The sequence below is a fragment of the Paraburkholderia sediminicola genome (assembly GCF_046026895.1).
GTDB classification, from domain to species: Bacteria; Pseudomonadota; Gammaproteobacteria; order Burkholderiales; family Burkholderiaceae; genus Paraburkholderia; species Paraburkholderia sediminicola_C.
The window spans coordinates 1-25,357 of the sequence record NZ_JAQQEU010000012.1 but is presented as its reverse complement, the minus strand read 5'-3'; the positions used below and the strand labels follow the sequence as shown (position 1 = coordinate 25,357).

Sequence of the window (25,357 nt, the reverse complement as noted above, 5' to 3'; positions counted from 1 at the left end):
CTTACACGACATCAATTAACGCCGACGGCGGGGCCACGTTTCGCGCGGTTGCATTCGTGCATTCAAAAAGGGAGGGCAGCATGCAGCGCTGCAGGGTATTGGTGATTAACGATTTTGCGCAAAAGGGCGGCGCGGAAATTGTGTACCAGCAGTCCGCGGACCTGTTGGCGACACTGCCCGATGTCGATGTCGAGCGGTTTGACGATACGCAGTTTTCCGCACGCTCCACGATGTTGTCGAGGTCATGGAATGTGCCTGCGGCCCGCGCGCTCGAACAGGCGATGCGCAAGTTCCGGCCGCACCGGTTGATGGTGCATAACTATCACAACCTGCTTTCCCCATCGATCCTCAGCGTGATCGCGCGTCATCAGCGTCAGTACGGCTATCGCGCCTACCATACTTGCCACGACTACCATCTCGTCTACTACAACCCGTCGCTGCAATACTTCGAGAACGGCCGGCCGGAGATTCTGCCGCTCGACGCGCTGCGCACCGCCGCGGCGTTCAAGCTGCGCCCGACGCCCAAAGGCTTTGTGCACGACCTGATGACGAAGACCTACTGGCATGCGATACGTGCGGCTTATCGACCGTCGCGCGTGTTCGACCGGATTCTCTGCCCCAGTGATTTCATGCAGGAGGCACTGCGCCGCGCCGGCATCGACAACACGGTGATGCTGCACAATCCGTCGGCCGTGCCGACTGCGCAGCCGCCCATCACGGTGCGCGGCAAGGAGCGCTTGAACCTCGCGTTCGTGGGACGGATATCGCCGGAAAAGGGCCTCGCGCATTTCCTCGAACTCGCGCACGCGACCGGTCTCGAGCGCATCGGGTGCATCGGCGTGTATGGCGAAGGTCCGGACCGCGCGGCGATCGAGAAGCGCTTCGCGTCGCTCGTCGAAAGCCGCCGGCTGATCTTTTTCGGCAGCCGTCCGCAAGCGCAGCTATTCGAGGAAATGAGCCGCTTCGCGGATGCGGTCGTGGTGCCGTCGGTGGGTGCGGAAAACGCGCCGCTGGTGATCATCGAGGCCGCGATGCTCGGCATGCCCGCGCTCGTTCACGACGGCGGCAGCATGGCGACGACCGCGGATTCCGTCGGCAACAAGATCAAATTCCGTCCCGATCCGGACAGTCTGAAGCGGGCGCTCGGCGAGCTGGCCACGCACCTGTCGAATCCCGATCGACGCTACAACGTGGGCGAGTATTTGCCCGAGCATTACGCCGAGCGTCTCGCGGAAATCATGCGCATCCAGGAAAACCCGGCCCCCGCCACGCGACGTGAACTGGCCGCGCAGTTTGCCGACAATCCGCATCACGCACGCTAAAACGGCGGGATCGAGCGGAAAAATGAAGGCTTTCGTGCGACGGGAAATCGTCGTGCGGAAGCCTTGTTTTTTTGCGGGCCGGATGCGTTTGGATCGCGCGATTTTGCCCTCCGCTTTTATGTGTGCTGCCGTACGGTGCCCTGGTGGTCACCCTGAATACTATGGTGTCAAAGGAAAGCGCGAAGAACTGGACGGTGCGAGGCTGACGACGGCCGCTTATTGGCGTTGGGGCATGAATTGCGCGTCGTGGAACTTACAACAACTATGGTGTGCGCAGGTCGTGAGCGTTTGCGTGGAGCTACTGCAGACAGGACGCGGCTACTCGGGGAAGCATTGCCGCCATGCCGGAATACCCGGTGTCGGCGTGGCCGCAAGCGGCCACCTTTCAATGCAAAGGGCTGAATCCGAAACGCTCCGCGCTTATGCGACTGCTAACGCGCGCTGTACGGATCGGACGTCTGCGGAGACGCGTAGGTCTGGCCTGCATTCCATAGATCACTGCTGTACGCGTCGCTCGCGGCCGCCGAAGAGGTGGCGCGAGCCGACTGCGGAATGCGCGCGCGTTTGGTGTGGCTTTGCGTTCCGGTGTTGACGGGGGCCTGCAGACGAAGGCCGTCGGCACGGGGCTTCAAGGCGGAGTCGGCGCCATAGACGGTGGTGGCGCTGGCGGGACGCGGAGGATTCATCACGTCGAGCTGCGAGCGCTTGCTGACGTAGGGCTTCACGTAGCTGGGCGAGGTGGCCGACGGAATGTTTTGAGCGAATGCGCGTTGAGCAATTGGTGAGAGCGCCAGAACCGATACGACAGCAGTTGCGAAGAGCTTTTTCATTTTGGGTCTCCGTGACGAAAGCGTGTAGTGCGATGTTAAAAAATTGAAGCGCAGAAGCATAGGAGTTTTTAAACAAAAGCAAGTGAACTGGCGCAATTTGTCTATCTCGCTGTGATCAGGTTGGGCGCCTCGATCGAGATGGACACGCAGTGAGTTGCCGCGCGAACAGGCTGACGGGTGACAGCTGGACGCACAAGCGACGTTGCGCCTTTGGGGCTGATCGCCGCAGACGTGTTTCATATCGTTGGGGACGCGCGTATTTCCGAAGTTCGGATCCCAAACGATTTGCCGAAGACGTGACCCGACGCAGTCGATCGGGCAAGGGGCGTCGAGGGCAAACGCGCCGTCACCGGACGGCAACGTTCAGTGGCAGCGGCGGCGCGCTGGTCCCGGCGCCTGTGGCAAGTGGCAATCCGTCGACAATTGGAGAACGCGCAATGAACCGAAGCAGTGCACCGATAAATAACAGAGATGTTGACGAATATCCACCGGCACGGTTCGGCAATTATCTTGACGCGCTTTATGACAGCCGCAAGCTGATTGCCATTACGACGGCAGTCGCCTTGACAATCGGCGTCGGCTACGCGTTTCTGTCCCAGCCGGTCTACCGCGCCGACGTGCTCGTGCAGGTCGAGGAAAACACGCCCACCTCGAACAAGAATGTGCTGGGCGACGTGTCCGCGATGTTCGACGTCAAGGCGGCGGCGTCCGGCGAGGCTCAGGTCCTCGGCTCGCGCATGGTCGTGGGCCCGGCGGTGGACAAGCTGAACCTGTTCATCGAGGCGACGCCGCGCTATTTCCCGCTGATCGGCCGCGTGCTGAGCCGCTACGCGGAGCAGTGGTCGACGCCTGGTCCGCGCGGCTACGTGTGGGGCAACGAGCATATCGACGTGTCGAAATTCGACGTGCCGCCCGAGCTGTATGACCGCCCGTTTGTGCTGACGAAGGGCGAGGGGGCGGACTACCAGATCCGCCTCGGCAAGATCAAGCTGGAGGGCACGATCGGCGAGGTGCTGAACGCGACCACGCCTTATGGCCCGCTCACGCTGCTGGTCGACAAGGTCGACGCCAAGCCGGGCGCCACGTTCGAACTGCGCCGCTTCTCCGCGCTGGCGACCACCGAGAAAGTGCGCGGCGAACTGACGATTGCCGAAAAAGGCAAGGAGTCCGACATCATCGGCGTGTCGCTCGAAGGTCCCGATCCGAAGAAAGCCAGCGCGATTCTGGGCGCCATTGCCACCGAGTATGTGGACCAGAACACCAAGCGCAAATCGGAAGAGGCGGAGCGCTCGATCCGGTTCCTGGAAATGCAGCTGCCGGAGATGAGGCAGCAGCTCACCGATTCGGAAACGCGCTTTAACCAGTTCCGCGCGAAGCACGGCACGATCGATCTCGGCGAAGAAGCGACCAGCCTGCTGCAGCTCTCGGTCGCCGCTCAGACGCGGCGCGCCGAACTTGAACAGAAGCGCAAGGAATTGCTGTCGCGCTTCACCGAACAGCATCCGGCGGTGCAGTCGGTCGACGCGCAATTGGCGGCGTCGCAGCAGGAAACCAGGCAGCTCGCGACTCGCACGGAATTGCTGCCGCCGCTCGAACAGAACGTATTGCGCCTGCAACGCGATGTGCAGGTCGGCTCCGAGCTGGACACGATGCTGCGCAACACGCTCGAACAGCTGAAGCTGATCAAGGCCGGGAAGGTGGGCAATGTCCGCCTGGTCGACGTGGCTGCCGCGCCCGACACGCCGGTGCGGCCCAAGCGGTTTCTCGTGATTCTCGCGTCGCTGATGATGGGCCTGTTCGTCGGTGTGGTTTCGGCTCTCGCGCGCCAGCGTCTGTTCGATGCGATCGACGACCCGTACGAGATCGAGCTGCGCACGGACCTGCCGGTCTACGCGAGCGTGCCGTACAGCCGTCACGAAGAGAAGCTCGAACATAGCCGCCGCCGGCCGGAAGCGCAGGGCCTCGTGCTGGCAAGCGAAGCGGTGATCGATCCGGCGATCGAGAGCCTGCGCGGTTTCCACACCGCGCTCGAGTTCACGATGTCGGCGGCGCGCAATCGCGCGGTGCTCATCACCGGCCCGACGCCCGGTATCGGCAAATCGTTTGTCGCGCTGAACCTGGCAGCGGTGGTGGGCGCGGCGGGCAAGCGCGTGCTGCTGATCGACTCGGATTTGCGCAGAGGCTTCCTGCATCGCCACCTCGGCGGCGATCGCGGTCCTGGTCTCGCCGATCTGATTCAAGGCACGATGCCTCCCGAAGAAGTGATCCGCGCGACCCGCTTCCCCGGCGTCGACTTCATCGCCTGCGGCCGCGCGCCGGGAAACCCGAACGATCTGCTGTCGAACACGAAGATGGAAGCGCTGATGAGTCGTCTCGCTTCCGGGTACGACGTCGTGCTGCTCGACGGGCCGCCGGTTCTCTCGACAGCGGATGCATTGCGTCTGGCGAGCGTCGCGGGCACGACGTTCCTCGTCGCCCGGCAAGGTGTCACCGGGATCGGCGAGCTGCGCGAGTCGTCACGGCAGCTGGAGAAGATCGGCCTGCCGGTACGCGGGGTGATCGTCAACGCGCTGCGCCTGCGGCCCGGACGCTTCAGCTACGGCTACGGACGCTATCGGTACGCAAGCTACGTCTACAAACCGTACGAAAGATGAAGCAGCGCGTCTCTCGCATTATGTGACCGGCACGAAATCGCGAAGCAGGCGGACCGCCTGCTTCGAACGACCACGAAGGCATCTTTTGGCGGTAGCGCCGACTGTCCGCCAAAGAGTGAAGGGGTTACTCGGATGAAACAGCTATTTGTCACGTCTTTTCTGCCTCAGAAAAACGCGCCGCAAGCTGGCCACCGCCTGGCTTTCGACTATTTGACCAAATTGAGTGCGGAAAACGATGTCGACGTGGTGCTCATTTCACGTCTGCCGGTCGACGAGAAAGATATCGAATTCCGCGCGAGCGTCGGGCATGTCTACGTGAAGTATGTGAGCACGCTGGACCTGATTCCGTCGTTTCTCGCGGACCCGCTGCATTTCGCACCGCGCTTCTTCACGCGATACACGAAATCGATCAGCCGGTTCCTGTGCGACCTGGTCGAAAAAAATCGCTATGACACCGTGCGGCTGGAGTTCTCGCAGTGCTTTTCGTATGCGGTCGATCTGAAGCGCAGATTCGGCGACAGCATCGAGCTCGTGCTGGGCATGCACGACGTACAGATCCAGGTGGTGCTGCGGATCCAGAGCATGGAAGGGCGCCTGTTCGCGAAGCAGACGTTCGACTTCGAACAACGCGTGATCAAGCTCGCGGACAAGGTGCTCGTGCTGTCGAACAAGGATGCCCAGCTGGTCCAGGCGCTCTATCCCGGCGTCGGCTCGCTGCAGGTCGTGCCGATCTCGCTGCCGGCCTTCGTGAAAGACCTGCGCCGTTCGAAGGACACGGTGAAGAAGGGCAACATCCTGTTCTGGGGGGCGATGCAGCGCAGGGAAAACGAAGAGGCGCTGCTCAACTTCGTCGAGTCGACCTTCCTGCCGCTGCGCCGGCGCGGCCTCGGGCTGAAGCTGTTCGTGGTGGGCTCGGACCCGAGCGAGCGCGTCAAGCGCCTGAACAGCGACGACATCTGCGTGACCGGTTTCGTGGCCGACCCGAGCAAGTATTTCGAATCCGCCGACATCGGCGTGGTGCCGCTGCTTTCGGGTGCGGGCGTCAAGCTGAAGACACTGGAAATGCTGGCGGCCAGGCTGCCGGTCGTGTCGACGCCATTGGGCGCGGAAGGTGTGGATCACGACGGCGGTTTGCTCAACGTCTGCGAGATCGACCAGTTCGCGGCTGTCATCGAGCGTATCTACCTGGGAGGCGCGCGCAACGTCGATGCCTCCGAGGCATGCCAGGCGTAAAAGAAAATGATCGCGACGATCGCTTTTTTACTCGCTGCAGTGCTCTGCTCGACGCGCGGAGTGCTGGAGTCCGAAATGGGCAAGAGCGCGGCGTACCTGGTGCAGGTCGGCGGCATTGTCAGTCTGCTCATGTGGTATGTCTCGCCCGCGGCGTTGAGCTCCTATTTCCGGCGCGAGGGGCGCCGGTCTTTCCTGCTCACCGTGGGCGTGATGTTCACCGTCGCCTTGTCGATGGTGGTCACCCTGGCCCTAACAGGCCAGATCGAATTCTCTTATGTGTTCGTGTTCGTCTTCACGATCTTCATCTATTTCTATTCGATCTCGAACTACAAAAAGCGCTTCATCCGGCCGCGTTTCGCGTTCTGGGGGCTGGTGATGATCGGACTGATCGAGGCCGCCGTCGCCGTGGCCCAGCAGCAAGGCAGCTTTCCGATTGCGTTGCCGGGTGCGACCTATGGGTTCGACAACCTGCGCGTGCCGTCTCTGACGGGCAGCTATCTGCACTATCCGCTGTTCGTCGGGATCGTGGCGTCGCTGTGCGGGGCCGATTACCTGATGCGCAAGAAAGTGTCGTCGGGAATCGCCTGTGCGGTGCTGACGGTATGCATCTTTTCGTCGTTGTCGCGAAGCGGGATGCTGATCATCCTCGCCACGTTCGCGCTCGCGTTCCTCAGAGAGCCCATCCGGTTCCTGAGCAAAAACGCGAAATTGATCATCGCCGGGTTGGTGGCCTGCATGGCGATCATGGTGCTGGGCGGCGCGAGAGGCGGGGCGAGCGATAGCGTGATGAACGTGGGTACGGAACGCATGATAGGCGCGACCAGCCTGGAGTCGGACGGCAACGACGGCCGTACCGAAGCCTGGGACAAGGCCGCGGCGCTGGTCCTGCCGGTCAACGTGGTGGCGGGGTCGTACTTCGGGCTGGTGACGAACTCCGCGTCGGACTCCGTGAAGAACCAGTTCGGCATTGTCGAATCGAGCCTGCTTCAGCAGGTTCTGAATGTCGGCTTGATCGGGACGATCTTTTACTACGGCTTGCTGATCTCCGTGACGCGGCTGATGTGCCACGGCAGCGCGCTAAGGCTGTGCGTTTGGGCGGCGCTGTTTCAATCGCTTTTCTATCAGTCGATTGAAGTGATTCCTTTCGTATTCCTCTTGATGACGCTGCCGGTATTCGACATGTCGGAGGAGTCGGTGCAAACCCAGGGGTGATCAATGACGATTCTTTTGGCTTGAGAAGCCCGGCTGTATCGCGGCGAGGCCGCTGCCGCCTCGCGCGAAACAAAGAATATATCAGTCGGGCCTTTGGGGGTTTATCCGCGAATGCCTGATGCCTTGCAGGAGGTGGGGATGAGCTGGGTCGGAACGTTTAGTGTAGTCATCGTCAACTACAACACGCCGAAGCTGGTGCGAAACTGCGTGCAGTCCGTGCTCGACGAGTCGATTGCCGCGCACGAGGATATTGTCGTGGTGGACAACGCCTCGACGGACAATTCGTTCGCTTATCTGAAGGAGACGTTGCCGGCGGGCGTCCGGCTAGTAAGGACATCGATCAACCGCGGCTTTGCGGCCGGCGTGAATTTCGGCGTGGTCGGGTGCATGAAGGATCTGGTCCTCGTGCTCAATCCCGACACTTACTTCGTCGACGCGTCGCTGGAGAACGTCGTTACCCTGATGAAGAACGAACCCGATGTCGGACTTGTCGGTCTCGATCTGACCTATCCGGACGGCGAACGCCAGTTCTCCGCGCGGCGCTTCTATTCGCTGCTCGACATTCTCGGACGGCGCTCGCCGCTTGGCCGGCTGGAGACGTTCAGGCGGCGCATCGACAACCATCTGATGCGCGAAGCGTGGCGCGCGGGTACGCCGTTCGAGGCCGAGTGGGTGCTGGGCACGGGTTTCATCGTGCGTCGTTCGCTGTTCGGCGACTTGGGCGGAATGGATGAACATTTCTTCCTTTACATGGAAGACGTCGATTTCTGCGCGAGGATCTGGCAAGCGGGCTACCGCGTGCTCTGCGTGCCGGGCGCGCGGTTGACCCACGAGCATCAGCGGGCGTCCGCGTCGGGTTTTCTGAGCAAGGCGGGGCGGCGTCACATGAACAGCCTCTGGCGGTTCAGCCGCAAATACCGTTTGCCGATTTTCACGCCGCCCGGCGTCCAGGGACTGATGCGCGGGTCCAGGCCGCAGCCGATCCGGATCGACGCGCGCCCGGCTACCGGCAAGCAGCCGCAAACCGCTGAGTGAAGGCACGTGTCGCGCGAACAGGAGAACTAACTTTATGGTGGCCAAGACCCGGCGGCAGGCTCTCAAGACCTTCGTGCTCGGCGGCCTGGCCGGGGCCGGCGCAACGACAGCCGAAATTCGCCTCGCGGGCGCTGCGAGCAGCGCGCCGCGCGGGACGGACTCGCTCGCGGGCGGCGGTACGGCCGACCGCGTGTTGGGCAACGACGGCCTGATAATCGCCCGCGATGGTGTCGCGCACGACGTGAAGATCAGGCAGGTCGCCGCGTATGTGCAGAACCATCCGTTTCCCGACCCGGTTGCGCCCAGCTATCTGAAGACGCTCAGCGACATCGTGGCGGGGCAGGAAGTGAGCCTCGCGCGCTTCATCGATCCACGCAAGTTCGCCGCGATCCAGCGGGGCACGTCCAGTGACGATTGCGGCGCCGACTTGAGCGCGGCCTTCCAGAGCGGCGCGCGCGGCTTCTATATGCCGCGTGGCATCTGGCGCTTTACCGGGGACCTGAAGACGCCACCCGGCTCGAAATTGCGCGGCGACGGCGGCGGCGAATATACGGTGATCACCGAAGGCCAGTTGGCTGCGACGGTGCTGGAAAGACAGGATGCCGGAGGCCCGAAAGACAAGCAGCCGGCGGCGGTGCTGACGTTGGGGGAGGCATCGAATGTGGAGTATCTGCAGGTCCGGCCCGCGCATTTCGAAAAGGTGATTTATTACCTCGCCAATTATCCTGCGCACACGGGCAACACGCCGGTCGGCATCCGTTTCTCGCAAACGAGCGGCGCGCGCCGTTGCACGGCCATCGGATTTCCGGGCGCCGGCTTCGAGCTGGGCGTGACCTCGACGCTCGAGCGTTGCTACGCGTATATGTGCGATCGCGGCTTTCATACACCGGGGCTGACCGACGGCTCGCTGATCAATTGCATCGGCATGTTCTGCCATACGGCCGGCGCCGATCTGGTCGGCAACTTCTGGCAGGTGATCGGCGGCAGATGGGAGTGGAATGCGCGCTATGGAATCATCATGGGCGCGGAATCGCTGATCGTCGGCGCGGTGTTCGACCGCAACGGCTTCGCCGGCATTTATATGAAAAGCGGCAACTGGGGCAAGGTGGTGAACGGCAATTACTTCTCCAGGAACGGCTGCGGCGGCAACGGCTCGCTGGGCCGCTGGAAGTTTTCGACGCCGTCTCATCCGTCGTATCTGCAAGTGCCGCCCGGGCAGAGCTGTCATATCCAGATCGACTATCAGCAGGGCGCGACGATCGTCGGCAACCGCTTCCGCGCTGGCCGGGACGACGCCGACGACGGCTGTGACGGTCCGCAGTTCGTCTATGGCAGTTCGACCGCGTCCGGCAGCACGCCGCTCGACGGCATCACGATTCACGGCAATATGGGCGACCGGGCCGGCAATTCGATCGTCGGCTTCAACAAGGCGTATCCGGGCGGCGGCTCGTTTGCCGGCGGCAAGGATACTGATCTCGTCCGCAGCCTCGATCTCGGCGTCGGATTCCATCGCGGCGGGGTGGCCTCGCCACTGCATTGCGGCGACCAGGCGAGCTCGCCGAAAACGTTGCAGGCCACCGTGAACGTGCTGCGCGGTTCGTCGGGCCGCGTGGTCGTGCGCGCAACCACCGAGGCACATGCGCAGCTAGCCGAGATTCTGTTCGCCACCAATGCATCCGATGCCGGATATAAGACGGTCGTCAACAACCTGATTGGAAATGCGGTGAAGAGCGCTGTACTGGGCGCCAATTCCGCAGACAATCGCTATAACAAGATCGACATTGCTCTGACCGAGCCTTCATTCGTGTCGTATTCTGTTTTTTCAACTTGAGAGACGACACGCCGAGTGACGGTTGAGATGAAATCATTCGAGCGAATGCGCGTGATGAGCAATTGGAAACGGGACCCACTGTGTCGACGAGAAACGTAATCATTGCCCTGTATTCGGTTTACGCGCTCAATTACGTCCTCCCATTGGTGACGTTGCCGTATCTGTCACATGTGCTCGGGCCGGCGGGGTTGGGCGTGATCGGCTATGCACAGTCCATTGCGCAGATTCTACTGGTGGTGGTCGACTTCGGCTTCGGCATGAGCAGCGCGCGCAAGGTGGCCGTCAATATCGACCAGCCGGCAGTCATCAACCGCATCTACTGGTCCACGACGACCGGTAGGGCGCTGCTCGCGGTCCTGTGTACGCTGGTGCTGGTCGCATGGTCGTTCGCGGGCCACATGACGCAGGCCGAACGCGGCGCGACGCTGCTGGCCTCGCTGGTGATCTGGGGCTGCGTGATCACGCCTGCGTGCTTCTTCGAGGGAACGCAGCGGCTGCCGGTGCTGGCGGGTACGCTGCTGGTGTCACGAGTCGGCATGCTGATTCCGCTGTTCCTGTTCGTGAAGAGCCGCGACGACGTGATGCTGGCAGCCGCGTTGCAGTATGCGCCGACCTTCGTTTGCGGCGTGATCCTCACGGTCATGCTGGTCTGGAAGCGCGAGATTCTCTTCAACGTCAGGATCGGTTTTTCAGAGGTGCTGGCCGAGGCCAAGGACGCGTATCACATCTTCCTCAGCTCGGCGCTCACGTCCGTGTACATGTACGCCAACGTCATCATGTTGCGGATGATCAGCGGTCCGGGCGCCGTCGGTTATTACGTGGCGGCGGAGCGGCTCACCAATGCGCTGCGCGCGTGTACCGCGCCTGCGATTCAGGCGTTCTTTCCGAAGATCTGCATCGCTTACGAGAACGGCGATCGCGAGTACGTGCACAAGGTCAACCGCGGGTTCATGGTCGCGTTTGCCGCGTTGGCGATCCTGATTCTGATCGGCTTTTCCGTGCTCGGCGAGTGGTTCGTCAGGCGCTTTCTCGGCGAGGCTTTCGGCGAGACGTTCCGGATCCTGCGCGTGCTGGTGTTCGTGCCGGCGATCGTCGGCATGACGACGACGCAGGTGATGCTCACCGTCATCGCGTCAGGCAACCAGTCCGTGCTGAAGAGAATCTATCTTTACGGCGCGCTGTTTCATCTGGTGCAGGCGCCGGTGTCCATCTATCTGTGGGGCGGCGTCGGCACCGCATGCTCCGTTGCGGCCACGGAGCTGTTCATGCTGATCGGTGTGTACCGTGTCTCGAACCGGATCAATCACGGTCAGATCGCGGTGCGCTCGCAGAGCCAGCCGCAGGCACAGCCGGTCAAGCGGGAAATGGTCGTGGAACGAGATTGACCACGTTGGCTCAAACGGCCCGCGCGCACGGATCAACGCGTTGCGCGCGGCACAGGGCGCATCGCGAAGCGCTTCAAAGCGCCGCGGGCAAATTGGTCACCTTGGCATTGCGCAGATAGAGCACGGTGGAAAGTGCCACTGCTGCCGCGGCGGCAATTGCGGCGAACAGAAATACCGAGCCATACCCGAACTCCCCGGCGATATACCCGGCCAACGGCCCGGTAATGCCCAGCGAGAGATCGAGGAACACCGAATAGGCCGACAACGCCGCGCCCCGGCTCGCGGGCGGCACGAGCCCGACCGCCTCCACGCCGAGCGCCGGGAATACCAGCGCAAAGCCGAAGCCGGTCAGCGCCGCGCCGGCCAGCGCGATATGCGGCTCGGGCGCGAGCCACAGCATCAGCAAGCCGGCACACTCGAACGAGAACGACGCGATCGCGACGCGAAAGCCGCCGTAAGTCTTGATCGTGTTGGCGAACAACAGGCGCGCGCCGATGAACAGCGTGCCGAACACCGTCAGCGACAAAGCCGCATTCGGCCAGTTCTTCGCGGCATAAAACAGCGTGATGAAGGTGGCGATCGAGCCGAACCCGGCAGACCCCAGCGCAAGACCGAGCCCATGCGGCAGCACACGCGTGAACACGCTGCGGTACGACATCCGCTCGCCGTGGACGATCGGCACCGGCGCGATCAGGCGCGCCAGATAGTAGCCGAGCGCGGCCAGCGCGATCACCACGATCCCCAGCGTGGCAAAGCCGGTCCCGTGCGTGAGCGCGACGCCGAGCGGCGCGCCGATCGCGAGCGCGCCATACGTCGCGATGCCGTTCCAAGAAATCACCCGCGCGTTGTTGCTGGTGCCCACCCGGCCGATGCCCCACAGAATCGCGCCGGTGCCGCACAGGCTTTCGCCGAAGCCGAGCACCAGACGGCTGCACACCAGCAGCGTGAGGCTCAAGACCGGCCAGCGTCCGCACAGCACGGCCAGCAGCAGCAGCACACCGCTCGCGCCACACCCCAGCAGTCCGATCGACACCGTGCGCTTGGGCCCCAGCGTATCCGCGGAACGGCCGGCGAGCGGCCGCGAGGCCAGCGTCGCGAGGTATTGCACGCTGATCGCCGCGCCCGCCAGCACCGCGCTGTAGCCGAGATCGCCGTGGACGTAGCCGGGCAGCACCGCGAGCGGAATGCCGATCGTCAGGTAGCAAACAAAGGTGAAAAAGACGACCGGAATGATCTGCATGGTCGTCGCAAATTCGCTGCGAGGTGGCGCGGAGTCGGTGGACATGGGGAAAACGAGACTTGAAAACGGCGGGAAGGCGTGATTTTCCCATGGAACCGATTCTCTTGCAGAAGTTGCTTAATTATTTGTCCGACCAAATTGTGATCGCCGGCCCACATAGTGGGCGATCTGGCCTTTTCCGCGCCCGGAATTTTGACCAGCGCCGCGGCATGTCATGATTTTCGCTGACCATCTGGCCGCAAAAATCGGCGATACATGGCAGAAATTCCCGTCCGACATAAGCCGAGCGGCTCTGAAATCGGACTCTATATCGTTTTGTGAATATGTCCCCCATGCGAAGCGCGCTATGGGTTGGCTTTATTGACGGTGATAGTTTTCGAACCATCGCTGCAGCACGTCCCCACGGACACAGAACATTCGAGAGTAACGAGACATGACTGAGCCGATTCGCTTCTACCACCGCAACGCGATCCGCGAGATCAAGGACGCGCTCGTCACCCGCACCGTGCTGCAGTATCTGCGCGAGGACGCGCATTGCACCGGCACCAAGGAAGGCTGCGCCGAAGGCGACTGTGGCGCGTGCACGGTGGTGCTCGGCGAGCGCAACGCGGCGGGCGGTGTCGACTTCAAGGCGGTCAACGCGTGCATCCAGTTCATGCCGACGCTCGACGGCAAAGCGCTCTACACCGTCGAGGACCTGCGCCAGCCGGACGGCTCGCTGCATCCGGTGCAGGAAGCGATGGTCGAATGCCACGGCTCGCAATGCGGCTTCTGCACGCCGGGCTTCATCATGTCGATGTGGTCGCTGTACGAAAAACACGGTCACGAGCAGAGCTGCGCGAACCGCACGGTGCCCTCGCGCGAAGCGATCAGCAATGCGCTGACCGGCAACCTGTGCCGCTGCACCGGCTATCGGCCTATCGTCGATGCGGCCGTGCGCATGTTCGACGCGCCCGCGCCGAAAGCGCCGGTGAACGTCGCCGCGCTCGCCGCGACGCTCGCCACGCTCGAACGCGACGACACCTTCCACTACGAGCACGCCGGCCAGCAGTTCGACGCGCCGCGCACAGTCAGCGCGCTCGCGAACCTCAAGCAAGCCCGGCCGGCCACGCGCATTCTGGCCGGCAGCACCGACATCGGCCTGTGGGTGACCAAGCAGATGCGCGAGTTGGGCAACATCGTCTATGTCGGGCAGATCGCCGAATTGCAGAAGCTCGAAACCAACGGCGAGTGGATCGAGATCGGCGCCGGTGTGAGCGTCGAAAGGGGCTATGCGGAGATCGCGAAGCAGTATCCGGAGCTGACCGAAATGTGGCAACGCTTCGCGTCCCTGCCGATTCGCAATGCCGGCACGCTCGGCGGCAACATCGCTAACGGTTCGCCGATCGGCGATTCGATGCCCGGCCTGATCGCGCTCGGCGCACGGGTGATCGTGCGCGGCGGCGAGATCGAGCGCGAGCTGCCGCTCGAAGACCTGTACCTCGCGTATCAGAAGAAAGACATGGCGGAGCACGAATTCGTCGTCGGGCTGAAAGTGCCGACGCGCAGCGGCGCGCGCGCAAAACTTCAGTTCCGCACCTACAAGCTTTCCAAGCGCTTCGATTCGGATATCTCGGCCGTGTGCGCGGCGTTCGCGTTCATTGCCGACGGCAACGTGATCCGCGAGCCGCGCATCGCGTTCGGGGGGATGGCCGCCACCTCCAAACGCGCGACCCACGTCGAAGCCCTGCTGCGCGACGCCGAATGGCACGAAGCCACCGCCCAGGCCGCGATGCTCGCACTCGGCAACGACTATGCGCCGCTCTCCGACATGCGCGCGACGAGCAACTACCGGCTCGAAGCCGCGAAGAACACGCTGTACCGCTTCTGGCTCGAAACGCGTCCGCACAATCCGCTGCCGAAGAGCGCGCTCGATGTGCGCGCGGTCGCCGCGGCATGCGCGCCGGCCGGCGCCAGTGCCTGAAACGCGGCAAGCCTACGAAGGAAACGGAGAACACCACAATGAATCAGCAAGCCGAGCCGTTCCTGAAAGACCTTCAGGATCTCGACGACTTCACCCAGGTCCACGTGTCGCGTCCGCACGAGTCCGCGCATCTGCACGTGAGCGGCCGCGCCACCTACACCGACGACATCCCGACGCTCGCCGGCACGCTGCACGCCGCGCTCGGGCTGTCGTCGAAGGCGCATGCGAAGATCGTGTCGATCTCGCTCGACAAAGTGCGCGCCACGCCCGGCGTGGTCGCGATCTTCACCGCCGACGACATCCCCGGCGCCAACGACGTGGGCCCGATCATCCACGGCGACGATCCGATTCTCGCCGACGGCGTCGTGCAATACATCGGTCAGCCGATCTTCATCGTGGTCGCGACGTCGCACGAAACGGCGCGTCTGGCCGCGCGCCGCGCCGAAGTCGTCTACGCGGAATTGCCGGCGGTTCTGACCGCGCAGCAGGCGCGCGCCGCGAACCAGTACGTGGTGCCGCCGATGAAACTCGCGCGCGGCGAAGCCGCTACGAAGATCGCGCGCGCCGTGCGTCGCGAGGCCGGAGAAATGCTGCTTGGCGGCCAGGAACAGTTCTATCTGGAAGGGCAGATCTCGTACGCGGTGCCGAAGGACGACGACGGCTTGCACGTCTACTGTTCGACGCAGCACCCGACCGAAATGCAGCACCTGGTTGCGCATGCGCTGGGCGTCGCGTCGCACAACGTGCTGATCGAATGCCGGCGGATGGGCGGCGGCTTCGGCGGCAAGGAATCGCAATCGGCGCTGTTCGCATGCTGCGCGGCGCTCGCCGCATGGAAGCTGCTGTGCCCGGTGAAACTGCGTCCGGACCGCGACGACGACATGATGGTCACCGGCAAGCGCCACGATTTCCACTACACGTATGAAGTGGGCTATGACGAGCGCGGCGTGATCGACGGCGTGACGGTCGACATGACGTCGCGCTGCGGTTTCTCCGCCGACCTGTCCGGTCCGGTGATGACGCGCGCACTGTGCCACTTCGACAACGCGTACTGGTTGTCGGACGTGACGATCGACGGCTTCTGCGGCAAGACCAACACGCAGTCGAACACCGCGTTTCGCGGCTTCGGCGGCCCGCAGGGCGCGTTCGCGATCGAGTACATCCTGGACAACGTCGCCCGTTCGGTCGGCGCGGATTCGCTCGACGTGCGCCGCCGCAACCTGTACGGCAAGACCGAGCGCAACCAGACACCGTACGGCCAGATCGTCGAAGACAACGTGATGCACGAACTGATCGACGAACTCGAGGCGACAAGCGAGTACCGCGCGCGCCGCGCGGCGATCAACGAGTTCAACGCGCACAACGAAGTGCTGAAGAAAGGACTCGCGCTGACGCCGGTCAAGTTCGGCATCGCGTTCAACGTGACGCACTTCAACCAGGCCGGCGCGCTCGTGCACATCTACACCGACGGTTCGGTGCTGGTGAACCACGGCGGCACCGAAATGGGCCAGGGCTTGAACACGAAGGTCGCGCAGGTCGTCGCGCATGAACTGGGCGTCGGCTTCAACCGTATTCGCGTGACCGCCACCGATACCAGCAAGATCGCCAACACGTCGGCGACGGCGGCATCGACGGGCTCCGATCTGAACGGCAAGGCCGCGCAGGACGCCGCGCGCCAGTTGCGCGAACGCCTCGCGGCCTTCGCCGCCGAACGCTTCGGCGCGGGGCAGGTGAGCGCCGCGGACGTGCGCTTCGCGCACGACCGCGTGCTGGTCGGCGACGTGGCCGTGCCGTTCGAAGAGGTCGTCGCGAAGGCTTATCTCGCGCGTATCCAGCTGTGGTCGGACGGTTTCTATGCGACGCCCAAGCTCTACTGGGATCAGTCGAAGCTGCAAGGCCGGCCGTTCTACTACTACTCCTATGGCGCGGCGGTGTCGGAAGTCGTGATCGACACGCTGACCGGCGAGATGCGCGTGCTGCGCGCGGACGCGTTGCACGACGTAGGCGCCTCGCTGAATCCGGCGCTCGACGTCGGCCAGGTGGAAGGCGCGTTCATCCAGGGAATGGGCTGGCTCACGACCGAGGAGCTGTGGTGGAACGAGGGCGGCAAGCTGATGACGCACGCGCCGTCCACTTACAAGATTCCGACCGTCAACGATACGCCGCCGGTCTTTAATGTGCGCTTGTTCAGGAACCGCAACGCCGAGGACAGCATCCATCGCTCGAAGGCGACCGGCGAGCCGCCGCTGCTGCTGCCGTTCTCGGTGTTCTTCGCCGTGCGCGATGCCGTGTCGGCGGTGGGGAACCATAAGGTCAATCCGCCGCTGAACGCGCCCGCGACCAGCGAGGAGATTCTCAAGGCGGTCGGCGCGGTGCGGGCCGCCACTGCGGCCACCCGGCAATGAGCGCGGCGGCGCGCCGGACAAAAAACGGAGCACGACGCAAAGCAAATCGAGCGTGCACAATCTACCCACTGGAATGATCGCCATGAACGATTTCTCGTCCGTTCAGATCGGTCGGCGCAGCGCCGTGCCGATGCCGCGTCCGGCGCCGATGCACATCGTGCTGTTCGGCGCGGGGCATGTCGGGCATGCGCTCGTCAGGCTGCTCGGCAGCTTGCCGTGCGTGGTCCAGTGGGTCGACGAGCGCGACGAACTGTTCCCCGACGAAACGCCCGCCAACGTGCAGATCGAAGCGACCGACACGCCCGATGCGATCGTCGATACGGCGCCGCCCGGCGCTTACTTCCTCGTGATGACGCACAACCATGCGCTCGATTTTTCACTCGCCGCGCGCATCATGCGGCGGCGCGATTTCACGTACTTCGGCATGATCGGTTCGAAGACCAAGCGCGTGAAATTCGAGCGACGTCTGCTCGAACGCGGCGTGGACCTGGACCGGCTGGCGGAGATGACCTGCCCAATCGGGGTGGACGGCATCGTCGACAAGGCGCCGTCGGCGATCGCGGTCGCGGTGTGCGCGGAGTTGCTGCAGATCAGGACGCGCCAGGTGGTGGCGCAGGCCGCGACGCAAAAACTTTGCGCCACCGTTTGACGAGGGCGGCGCCGCTACAGGCATTCACGGGAACGCGGCAGAGTGCGGGCATCTGAAGCCAAACGCCCGCGCCGCAAAAAAGCTTCGCTTCTACTTGCCCGGCTCTGCGTTCTGCCGTGGCCGCTTCGCGCGCCGCACCTTCTGCGCGACCAATCCATCCGACACCTCGGCCATCAACGTGCGCAACCAGCCGACATCGCTCGGCCGATCCGGATGCGGATGCCATAGCTGATAGCACTTGATGCGCGGAAACGCGATCGGCACATCGACCACCGCGAGCGGCAGCATGTTGGCGTAGTGCGTCGCGAAGCGGCGGGTCGTCGTGAAGATCAGATCCGATTGCAGCAGCGTCTGCGGCACGAGCCCGAAGTAGGGCAGCGTGGCGACGATGCGCCTCGCCGCGTGGGCTCGCGCGAAACCCGTGTCGATCGCGCCGCCGCGCGCGCCGCTGTACGGCGTCGGCGCGAGATGAGGCGCGGCGAGATACGCTTCGCGAGTCAGCGGCTCCCGGGTCAGCGGATGATCGGCGCGCATCAGGCAGACGACCGTGTCCGAGAACAGATCGCTGCGTTCGAAACGCGGGTCGGGCCTCGGCCAGTTGCCGATCACCAGATCGAGTTCGCCGGCGTCGAGCGCGGCGCAATGGTCGAACAGCGGACCCAGCGATTCGATTTCGAGCCGCGCATGCGGCGCCGCTTCGCGAAACTGTGCGATCACGGTCGGCATGAAGAAGTCGTTCAGATAGTCCGGTGCGGCCACGCGGAACGTACGCCGCGAGCGGGCGGGATCGAAATCGCCGTGCGGCGTCGCGACGAAATCGACTTCGCGCAGCACGCGCTGCGCGGACGCCAGCAGCGATTCGCCGTACTCGGTCGGCACCATGCCCGATTTGCCGCGCACGAGAATCGGATCGTTCAGCGTCTCGCGCAGCTTGCGCAGCGCAGTGCTGATCGCGGGCTGGGTTTGATTCAGGCGCAGCGCTGTCTGCGTGACGCTGCGCTCGACCAGCAGCGTGCGCAGCACGCGCACGAGCCAGATGTCGAGTGAGGCGGCGGAGTCGTCGTCATCCATGATTTGAGCGTGGCCGTGCGGGTGCAGCGGGCCCGGATCAGGCGTCGGGCGCAACCGCTTCGCAACACGGCCCGCATGTGGGGCGCAAAAGGTTATAACCTTAGGCCCGTTTGCGGTGTAGCGGCATAGCGGGGGCGCTATGGCCGGCATCAGCGGCGCGCTTTCGACGCGATTTTGCCGGAGCAGATGCCAAAGCCGGACCGCAACGCCGCCTGCCCGTCTCGCGCGAAGCTCTCGCGTCGCTCATGCCTTTGCTACTCCAGCGCCGGCTTCTCCGCGACGCCCGAAGGCAGCGAACTGACCCGCTTCACTTCCTTCGATTCGAGCCAGTTCGGCGTGCGCGCGCAATAGAGCACCATCGGCAGCGCGTCCTCGCCCCAGAACAACTGATCGTTCAGACGAAACGTCGGTACACCGTACACGCCCAGGCCGATCGCATCCGCCGTATTGCGCTGCAATTGGGCCTTCACCGCGGCGTTCCTGATCAACTCCGGGCCGTCCGGCATGCCGACGCGGTCACACAGCTCGGCGAAGGCGGCGTCGCTCGACGGGTCGCGGCCTTCACGCCAGATGAAACGGAAAATCTCGCGCACGAAGTGGATGTCGCCGTTCGCGGCGGTGGCAAGCAGCAGCGGCTTCATCGAATCGAACGGATGGGCCGGCGGCATCTTGTACGGAATGCCGAGTTGCTCTGCGCGAAACAGCGCGTGCCGGTACATGAAGGTGCGCTTCGCGGGCACGCTGTAGGCCGGCCGCTGTCCCCAGTGGTCGTACAGGTCGTTCAGCACGACCGGCGTGAACACGAAGTCGAAGCCGGGCCATTTGTCGTGTTGCTCGAGCAACAGATAGGTGAACGGCGAGACAAAGTCGTAAAACCACAGCGGTTGCTTGGCGTCGATGCCAACGGTCATAAGTGTCTCCCGGATTGCCTGTTTCTGACGGTGCGTCTGCTGGAACGCCAAAATTGTAACGCTCTTACACGGTGCGGCCACGGCTTGCACCGGTCAATTAGGGTTTGGCGGCCGTGGGGCCGGCGTCGGCGGTGTTGCCGGGCGTGGCGCATGACTCGGTTGCTTCATGCGTGGGGGCCGGCGCTGGCCTCTGCGGGTTCGGTGCGCTCGTTCGACTGGCGATCCGGCTGGTGGTCCGGGCGCTTGCGCGGCTCGAGATCCGGCGCGTCGCCAGGGCGGCCGGCCGCTTTTTCATCAGCTTCGTGCGCTTCGTCATCCTCTGTCTGATCCGCGTCGCCGTGCTGCGCGTCGCGGCTTTGCGTGAGCCGCCGGCGCACGAAGCCGATATGCTCGCGCAGCACATAAAACTGATCCGCATACGCGAGCGGCATCTTCAGCCCGTTGACGGACTCCTCGATCGCATCGAGCCGTTCGATCAGCGACGCGCGCTCGGTCGCCGAGTGCTCGCTGAGCGCGCTGCGCTCGATACCGATCAGCGAGCCGTACCAGCGATAAATGCGCGACTTCACCCGCCATGCATATAGCCCCGGCACGATGCGCAAGGCCGGCACCAGCAGCACGACCAGCGGCACCACGACCACCAGCAGCCGGTCGGCGAGACTCGCGATCCAGAACGGCAGTGTCCGGTACAGGAAGCTCTTGCCCGACTTGTAGTAGCGCGCGGCGTCGTCGCTGATGGGGAAGTCGTGCGCGAGCGGCGCGGGGAATTCGCCGGCGCGCTGCATGATGGTCGCGCGGCCGTGCACCTCGCGCGCGGCTTCGATCAGCAGATCCGACAGCGCGGGATGCAGCGAATCGCGCGCCACCAGCTCGGCGGTCGGCGCGACCATATTGATCGACGCCGAGGGCAGATTCTTGCCGAGATCGAACGCGCCCATCGGCATCGTCAACTGGGTCAGGTACGGGAAGCGGCGCGTATAGGCATCGGCCTGCGAGAAATCGTAGAAACGCACGTTCGGCGTGCGATACAGCTTGCCCATCACCGCCGGCTGTGCCGAATCGCCGGCGAGGAAGGCCGCGTCGACCTTGCCGGCGATGAGCGCGTCGGCAGCGTCGTCGCCCGACAGCGGCAGCAGTTTGGTCGCGCCGCCCGGCGCGATGCCGTTGGCCTTGAGCAGCGCGAGCGCCAGTTCGCGCGTGCCGCTGCCTTCGGCGCCGACCGCCAGCCGCTGGCCCTTGAACTCGGAGAGCCACATCACGGGCGGCCCGTGATAGAAGACCGCCAGCGGCACATAGGCGATGCTGCCGAGCGACATCAGCCCATTGCTCGCCGCGTTGGGCGCGACGCCGTCCTGCACGAAGCCGACATCGACGTTGGTGTTCGGGTCCGAAAGCCGCTTGAGATTCTGCAGCGAACCTTCCGAGGTCAGCACGTTCAGCGTGATACGGTTGCGCGCCAGAATCGTCTTGTACTTCTGCGCGGCGTTCCAGAAGGTGCTGCCTTCGGGGCCGGCGATGATCGTCAGGGTGCTGGGCGGCGCGGGCTGGATCAGCCGCACGGCGGCCCAGATGGCGACAATGGCGAGCAGCAACAGCGGTCCGAATGAGACCGCAAGATCGCGCCAGGAGATCGCGACAAAGCGGGCGACGAGACGGGGAGGGCTTTTGCGGCCGGAGGCTGGCTTCATCGGATGACGTGACGGCGACGGTCGTAAATGGACAGGGCGGCGCTCTGCTGCGCACGAACCGGGGCGAAACACGCGAAACGCGCGTCGCGCCGATGGTACCTGAGATTCACCTGACGGCGGAACGCAGGGCGGCGCTGGCCGCCGACAAACCCGTAACAAAACGTGAGTGCGGACGTGAATCCGGTTTGAATGTCGCGTGATGCTACTGAGCGCTGCATGCACGCAGTACGAACCCGACACGGATGCGGCACGGACCCAGCGCGCATGCGGCGCGAATACCCCGCGTTCGCCCATTGGCGCGCGTGCCACGCCGATGACTAAACCCTTTGCGCTTCCGGCGTGGCTAGATTAAATTGAGCATCGCCGCCGCGAACTAACGTTTGCGCGGCGTGACCCGGCACGACAGACCAGAACCGGGCACGCCGGCTAATTTGCGGCTTGCCAGTTTCCGCGCCGCATTGCATGGCCCGTCATGGCATGCGGCAACGGCAGCCGGCCTCTCTCGCCTCTCGCACATCGTGTCGCAGCCATAGTCGGCCGGCGCGCAGGTGCATCTTGCCGCGTCTCGCGCATGGCCGCCGGTAGTCGTAACGCAACCGCTAGTACACGCGGTCCAAAGTGAAACCAAGGAGAAGAGAAGCTATGAAATCGGTCGGTTTTCTGAAAACGCTGGGTTCGGTTGTGGCAATGGTGATGGCGTGCAACGTCTACGCTCAGGCAAGCAAAGCGCCGAGCAGCTCGACTGAAGCGGCGGCCTCAAGCGTCAAGGCCGGCAAGCGCGCGAATCACGAGCTGGGCCGTAAGGTGCGCGGCGCGCTCACGAAGACGCAAGGGCTCGACGTGTCGAATATCTCCGTGCGCGCTCGGGGCGGCGCGGTGACCTTGACGGGCACGGTGCCTGACGAGGGCCAGATCGAGGCCGCCGGCGCAGCTGCGAAGGGCGTCGCGGGTGTGACGTCGGTGTCGAACAAGCTGACCGTTATGCAACAGTAATCGGTCTGAAATGAGCGCGCGGCACGAATCGGCCGGTGCCCAGCGCGTTTGACCGGCGCCCGCCGCGCAACGCCGGTGCAAGCGCTTCGACACTGCTAGCGCGGTCATGATGCAGATGTGCACCAAGGCTTCGGCGTGAGTAACGCCGAAGCCTTTTTTGCGTCCATTTTTTGGCGCGTGAACTAGCGATGAGGTTTGCCGCCGCTGCTCACCGCACGGCAGCGTTGCAACGGTGCTTGCTCCGTGCGCTCCGACACAGAGTTGACGTGTCGCGAAGCGTACCGTGAAGCATGGCAATCGGAGTCAATCCTATGGCAACCACGCTGTTTCGCTATATCGATCTGCCGATCGGCGATCGGGCGGCTTTCGAACTGGTGTGTGCGCGGCACGGTTTCGCGCCGGCGCATTTCGACATCAGCGCCAGCGCGCGGCCGGGCGAGCCCCCGCACGAGCGTCTCGTCACGGTGCGTCGCGCCGGCTGGGTGCAGTCCTATCAGGACCGCCATGGTCAGTGGATCAGGCAGTTCGAGGCCGATCTGACCTGCCGGTTTTTCAAATAGCGAGCTAGCCGCGGCCAGGGCGGCGCGGCGTGGGGCCGGTGGCGCGGCCGGCGCTCCAGCCGAGGCTTGAGTGGGAGTTCGAAGCGACGCTCGTGTCGAAGTCTCAGGCCAGCACGAGGCGCACGCCGACCAGCGTCAGCGTGGCGGCGAGCAGATTGCGCAGCAGCGCATCCGGTGCGCGCGACGACAGATAGCTGCCGATTGCGATGCCCGGCAGCGAGCCGATCAGCAGCGAGGCCAGCATCGACCAGTCGACCGAGCCGAGCAGCCAGTGGCCCGCGCCCGCCAGCAGCGTGAGCGGCACCGCATGCGCGATGTCCGAGCCGACGATGCGCGTGGTCGGCAGCAACGGATACAGCAGCAGCAACACGGTCACGCCGATCGCGCCCGCGCCCACCGAAGTCAGCGACACCAGCACGCCGAGTATCGCGCCGGTCAGCATGGTCAGCGCCAGCGTGCGCCCCTGCTTCGGCGTGCGCTGGCCGCGCGCGCCGAGCGCCGCGAGTTGCGGACGGAACACCAGCGCCACCGCCGTCACCAGCAGCGCCGCGCCAAGCACGATCTGGATCAGCCGGCTCGCGCCCGGCGTATCCATTCCGTAGCGATGCAGCAGGATCAGCGTGATCGTCGCGGCCGGCACGCTGCCGGCGGCGAGGCGCAGGGTGATCTGCCAGTCGACGGAACCTTTCAGGCCGTGCACCAGCGTGCCGGTCGCCTTGGTGGCGGCCGCATACAGCAGATCGGTGCCGACCGCGGTGGCGGGATGCACGTTGAACAGCAGAACCAGGATCGGCGTCATCAGCGAGCCGCCGCCGACGCCCGTCAGTCCGACCAGAAAGCCGACGAACAGGCCGGAGACGGAGTACAGCAGATCGATGTGGGGAAGAGCCATTGAGCGGACCGCTGACGGTCGGATGGGTGAAAAGGTTGAGCGGCAAGGCCGGCCCGTGCGTGCCGCCGTAGGCCGGCGCCGCGCGCCGCACGGGTTCCCGCAGGCGCGCCACGGGCCGCCGCGGCGCGGCAAAAGCCGCTATTGTCGCAAAACTGCCGCCTTTGCGTAGGGATCATGGTCGGCGCAGCGTGCGTGCCGCATCAGTGGCGTGCCGCGCTCAGAGCGCGCGCCGAATCTCGACGACGCCGAAGGCCGCCAGCGTCAAGCCGACCACCCGGTCGATGGCGACGCGCAGCTTGCTGCCGATCGCATGGCGCGCGAGCGACACCACGCTCACCAGAAAGCACCACCACGCGATCGAGCCGCAGAACACACCGCCCACCGTGGTCAGCGCGATAGTCGATGAAAACGCGCCGCGCGGCGCGAGCGTGGTGAACAGCGCGGCGAACATGATGACGGTCTGCGGGTTGGTGAGCGTGAGCAGCAACGAACTGGCGTATGCGCGCAGCGCGCCGGCGCGGCCTACTTGCGCGAGCCTGGCGTCGCCGTTGCCGTTTGAAGTGTCGGCGGCAGGCTTTTGCAGCAGCGTGCGCAAGCCGAGATAAAGCAGAAACAGCCCGGCTAGCAGATGCAACGGCCGGTCATACGCGAGCATGAACTGCGAGATGCCGACGAGGCCGAGCGCCGCGATCAGGCCGTAGACCGCGTCGCCGGTCGCGATGCCGAAGCCGATCGCGAGTCCCGCGCGCGGACCGCCGGTCAATGTGCGGCGGATGCACAGCATGCCCATCGGGCCGACCGGCGCGGCAATCGCGAGGCCGACGCCCGCGGCGGTGAAGAAGAGACTGGTGGTGGACAAGGGGATGCCTATGAGCGGTGTTGTGGTTCGTGGCGCTGGAAGCGGTTCGTGCGGCTTGCGTCCAGTGCATGTGTGCGATCGGGGCGCCGACGAGTCCGTCAGCATAGCCAGACCGGAAAGCGCGGGCAAGGCGCGTATGTACGGACCCAGTCTCAGCGGCCACGCAAGCCCGAAACTCGCCGCCGGGCGTGTGCGCCCAGCCGCAGCCATCCGCCGCCGCCGAGGATACGCTGGGATCGACGCCGCGCTCGCGTTCGTCGGAGATGATTTTGCCACTTCAAATTTCGGGCGCGCGCCGGCTCATGGGACAGATCGATCAGATGAGGCTGCGCTGGTTCATCGCCGTCTGCCACAAGGACATCCTTGCGCGCGGCGATGTTCCCGGCGTTCGTGACTGCGGGCTGGCTGAGCCGCTTCGGTATGAACGGGGTGTTATTCGTGTTTACTTCCGGCGCGAAGACGGTGGCGACGGTCGCGATCGGAACGCCCGGACCTGAAACGCGCGATGTCGCGCAGGACGGTATGTCCAGATAACCCGACGGTTGTGGGTGCTCGGCGGACGATGATGAGTGAAGAAGCGGCCCGTCTCGTCGAGACGGGGCCCCGGGTTTTTAGGGTGTTTTA

20 protein-coding genes are annotated in these 25,357 nt (G+C 64.2%); 13 read left to right on the top strand and 7 right to left on the bottom strand.

Annotated elements, in window-relative coordinates:
- The first annotated feature begins 80 nt into the window (after window positions 1-80).
- Window positions 81-1,322: a glycosyltransferase gene (locus PQR02_RS11095; protein WP_408229731.1), complete on the top strand. Its 1,242-nt coding sequence runs from the start codon at window positions 81-83 to the stop codon at window positions 1,320-1,322.
- Window positions 1,323-1,753: 431 nt separating this feature from the next.
- Here the strand turns inward: PQR02_RS11095 and PQR02_RS11090 are convergent, their stop codons facing one another.
- Window positions 1,754-2,152: a hypothetical protein gene (locus PQR02_RS11090; protein ID WP_408229728.1), complete on the bottom strand. Its 399-nt coding sequence runs from the start codon at window positions 2,150-2,152 to the stop codon at window positions 1,754-1,756.
- Window positions 2,153-2,589: 437 nt separating this feature from the next.
- Here PQR02_RS11090 and PQR02_RS11085 point away from each other — a divergent pair, with 437 nt between their 5' ends.
- The 6 genes from PQR02_RS11085 to PQR02_RS11060 all read left to right on the top strand — a co-directional run bounded on the left by PQR02_RS11085 (window position 2,590) and on the right by PQR02_RS11060 (window position 11,502).
- A complete protein-coding gene (locus PQR02_RS11085; protein WP_408229725.1) occupies window positions 2,590-4,806 on the top strand; it encodes a GNVR domain-containing protein in 2,217 nt (738 codons plus the stop codon).
- Between the two features lie 132 nt (window positions 4,807-4,938).
- Window positions 4,939-6,039, top strand: coding sequence for a glycosyltransferase (locus tag PQR02_RS11080; RefSeq protein ID WP_408229722.1), 1,101 nt, complete (start codon window positions 4,939-4,941; stop codon window positions 6,037-6,039).
- 75 nt (window positions 6,040-6,114) lie between these two features.
- Window positions 6,115-7,251, top strand: a complete 1,137-nt coding sequence (locus tag PQR02_RS11075; RefSeq protein WP_408229719.1) for an O-antigen ligase family protein — start codon at window positions 6,115-6,117, stop codon at window positions 7,249-7,251.
- 138 nt (window positions 7,252-7,389) lie between these two features.
- Entirely contained in the window at window positions 7,390-8,286 is an 897-nt protein-coding gene (locus PQR02_RS11070) for a glycosyltransferase family 2 protein (protein WP_408229716.1), read from the top strand.
- A gap of 34 nt (window positions 8,287-8,320) precedes the next feature.
- Entirely contained in the window at window positions 8,321-10,117 is a 1,797-nt protein-coding gene (locus tag PQR02_RS11065; RefSeq protein ID WP_408229713.1) for a hypothetical protein, read from the top strand.
- Between the two features lie 80 nt (window positions 10,118-10,197).
- Window positions 10,198-11,502, top strand: coding sequence for an oligosaccharide flippase family protein (locus tag PQR02_RS11060; RefSeq protein WP_408229710.1), 1,305 nt, complete (start codon window positions 10,198-10,200; stop codon window positions 11,500-11,502).
- A 73-nt stretch (window positions 11,503-11,575) separates the two neighbouring features.
- Here PQR02_RS11060 and PQR02_RS11055 read toward each other — a convergent pair whose 3' ends face one another.
- Entirely contained in the window at window positions 11,576-12,787 is a 1,212-nt protein-coding gene (locus tag PQR02_RS11055; RefSeq protein ID WP_408229707.1) for an MFS transporter, read from the bottom strand.
- 388 nt (window positions 12,788-13,175) lie between these two features.
- Here PQR02_RS11055 and xdhA point away from each other — a divergent pair, with 388 nt between their 5' ends.
- The 3 genes from xdhA (at window position 13,176) to xdhC (ending at window position 17,759) form a co-directional block, all read left to right on the top strand.
- Window positions 13,176-14,705 carry a xanthine dehydrogenase small subunit gene (gene xdhA / locus PQR02_RS11050; RefSeq protein ID WP_408229704.1) on the top strand — a complete coding sequence of 510 codons (1,530 nt, stop codon included), beginning with the start codon at window positions 13,176-13,178 and terminating at the stop codon, window positions 14,703-14,705.
- Window positions 14,706-14,743: 38 nt separating this feature from the next.
- The gene (gene xdhB / locus PQR02_RS11045) at window positions 14,744-17,110 is read left to right on the top strand and encodes a xanthine dehydrogenase molybdopterin binding subunit (protein ID WP_408229701.1); all 2,367 of its coding nucleotides are present in this window, start codon (window positions 14,744-14,746) and stop codon (window positions 17,108-17,110) included.
- 82 nt (window positions 17,111-17,192) lie between these two features.
- Complete coding sequence (gene xdhC / locus PQR02_RS11040) at window positions 17,193-17,759, top strand: xanthine dehydrogenase accessory protein XdhC (protein ID WP_408229698.1); 567 nt, start codon at window positions 17,193-17,195, stop codon at window positions 17,757-17,759.
- A 90-nt stretch (window positions 17,760-17,849) separates the two neighbouring features.
- Here the strand turns inward: xdhC and PQR02_RS11035 are convergent, their stop codons facing one another.
- The 3 genes from PQR02_RS11035 to PQR02_RS11025 form a co-directional block, all read right to left on the bottom strand.
- On the bottom strand, window positions 17,850-18,830 hold the full coding sequence (locus tag PQR02_RS11035; protein WP_408229695.1) for a LysR substrate-binding domain-containing protein: 981 nt from the start codon (window positions 18,828-18,830) through the stop codon (window positions 17,850-17,852).
- 254 nt (window positions 18,831-19,084) lie between these two features.
- Window positions 19,085-19,741: a 2-hydroxychromene-2-carboxylate isomerase gene (locus PQR02_RS11030; RefSeq protein ID WP_408229692.1), complete on the bottom strand. Its 657-nt coding sequence runs from the start codon at window positions 19,739-19,741 to the stop codon at window positions 19,085-19,087.
- Between the two features lie 164 nt (window positions 19,742-19,905).
- On the bottom strand, window positions 19,906-21,429 hold the full coding sequence (locus tag PQR02_RS11025) for a TAXI family TRAP transporter solute-binding subunit (RefSeq protein WP_408229689.1): 1,524 nt from the start codon (window positions 21,427-21,429) through the stop codon (window positions 19,906-19,908).
- 642 nt (window positions 21,430-22,071) lie between these two features.
- On the opposite strand from PQR02_RS11025, the gene PQR02_RS11020 reads away from it, so the two are divergent.
- Both PQR02_RS11020 and PQR02_RS11015 read left to right on the top strand, forming a co-directional pair.
- The gene (locus tag PQR02_RS11020; RefSeq protein WP_408229686.1) at window positions 22,072-22,422 is read left to right on the top strand and encodes a BON domain-containing protein; all 351 of its coding nucleotides are present in this window, start codon (window positions 22,072-22,074) and stop codon (window positions 22,420-22,422) included.
- Between the two features lie 311 nt (window positions 22,423-22,733).
- The gene (locus tag PQR02_RS11015) at window positions 22,734-22,982 is read left to right on the top strand and encodes a hypothetical protein (RefSeq protein ID WP_408229683.1); all 249 of its coding nucleotides are present in this window, start codon (window positions 22,734-22,736) and stop codon (window positions 22,980-22,982) included.
- Between the two features lie 103 nt (window positions 22,983-23,085).
- On the opposite strand, the gene PQR02_RS11010 is transcribed toward PQR02_RS11015, so the two are convergent.
- Both PQR02_RS11010 and PQR02_RS11005 read right to left on the bottom strand, forming a co-directional pair.
- Entirely contained in the window at window positions 23,086-23,874 is a 789-nt protein-coding gene (locus tag PQR02_RS11010; RefSeq protein WP_408229680.1) for a sulfite exporter TauE/SafE family protein, read from the bottom strand.
- Window positions 23,875-24,091: 217 nt separating this feature from the next.
- The gene (locus tag PQR02_RS11005) at window positions 24,092-24,733 is read right to left on the bottom strand and encodes a LysE family translocator (protein WP_408229677.1); all 642 of its coding nucleotides are present in this window, start codon (window positions 24,731-24,733) and stop codon (window positions 24,092-24,094) included.
- 302 nt (window positions 24,734-25,035) lie between these two features.
- On the opposite strand from PQR02_RS11005, the gene PQR02_RS11000 reads away from it, so the two are divergent.
- A complete protein-coding gene (locus tag PQR02_RS11000) occupies window positions 25,036-25,230 on the top strand; it encodes a hypothetical protein (protein WP_408229674.1) in 195 nt (64 codons plus the stop codon).
- The last annotated feature ends 127 nt before the right edge of the window (window positions 25,231-25,357 follow it).

Excerpts from the sequence above, each read along its gene's own strand:
- xdhC (WP_408229698.1), top strand. The coding sequence starts at position 17,193 with ATGAACGATTTCTCGTCCGTTCAGATCGGTCGGCGCAGCGCCGTGCCG.
- PQR02_RS11085 (WP_408229725.1), top strand. The coding sequence starts at position 2,590 with ATGAACCGAAGCAGTGCACCGATAAATAACAGAGATGTTGACGAATAT.
- PQR02_RS11080 (WP_408229722.1), top strand. The coding sequence starts at position 4,939 with ATGAAACAGCTATTTGTCACGTCTTTTCTGCCTCAGAAAAACGCGCCG.
- PQR02_RS11025 (WP_408229689.1), bottom strand. The coding sequence starts at position 21,429 with ATGAAGCCAGCCTCCGGCCGCAAAAGCCCTCCCCGTCTCGTCGCCCGC.
- PQR02_RS11055 (WP_408229707.1), bottom strand. The coding sequence starts at position 12,787 with ATGTCCACCGACTCCGCGCCACCTCGCAGCGAATTTGCGACGACCATG.
- PQR02_RS11015 (WP_408229683.1), top strand. The coding sequence starts at position 22,734 with ATGGCAACCACGCTGTTTCGCTATATCGATCTGCCGATCGGCGATCGG.
- PQR02_RS11035 (WP_408229695.1), bottom strand. The coding sequence starts at position 18,830 with ATGGATGACGACGACTCCGCCGCCTCACTCGACATCTGGCTCGTGCGC.
- PQR02_RS11065 (WP_408229713.1), top strand. The coding sequence starts at position 8,321 with ATGGTGGCCAAGACCCGGCGGCAGGCTCTCAAGACCTTCGTGCTCGGC.
- PQR02_RS11070 (WP_408229716.1), top strand. The coding sequence starts at position 7,390 with ATGAGCTGGGTCGGAACGTTTAGTGTAGTCATCGTCAACTACAACACG.
- xdhB (WP_408229701.1), top strand. The coding sequence starts at position 14,744 with ATGAATCAGCAAGCCGAGCCGTTCCTGAAAGACCTTCAGGATCTCGAC.
- xdhA (WP_408229704.1), top strand. The coding sequence starts at position 13,176 with ATGACTGAGCCGATTCGCTTCTACCACCGCAACGCGATCCGCGAGATC.
- PQR02_RS11020 (WP_408229686.1), top strand. The coding sequence starts at position 22,072 with ATGAAATCGGTCGGTTTTCTGAAAACGCTGGGTTCGGTTGTGGCAATG.
- PQR02_RS11000 (WP_408229674.1), top strand. The coding sequence starts at position 25,036 with ATGGGACAGATCGATCAGATGAGGCTGCGCTGGTTCATCGCCGTCTGC.
- PQR02_RS11010 (WP_408229680.1), bottom strand. The coding sequence starts at position 23,874 with ATGGCTCTTCCCCACATCGATCTGCTGTACTCCGTCTCCGGCCTGTTC.
- PQR02_RS11075 (WP_408229719.1), top strand. The coding sequence starts at position 6,115 with ATGGGCAAGAGCGCGGCGTACCTGGTGCAGGTCGGCGGCATTGTCAGT.
- PQR02_RS11095 (WP_408229731.1), top strand. The coding sequence starts at position 81 with ATGCAGCGCTGCAGGGTATTGGTGATTAACGATTTTGCGCAAAAGGGC.
- PQR02_RS11090 (WP_408229728.1), bottom strand. The coding sequence starts at position 2,152 with ATGAAAAAGCTCTTCGCAACTGCTGTCGTATCGGTTCTGGCGCTCTCA.
- PQR02_RS11030 (WP_408229692.1), bottom strand. The coding sequence starts at position 19,741 with ATGACCGTTGGCATCGACGCCAAGCAACCGCTGTGGTTTTACGACTTT.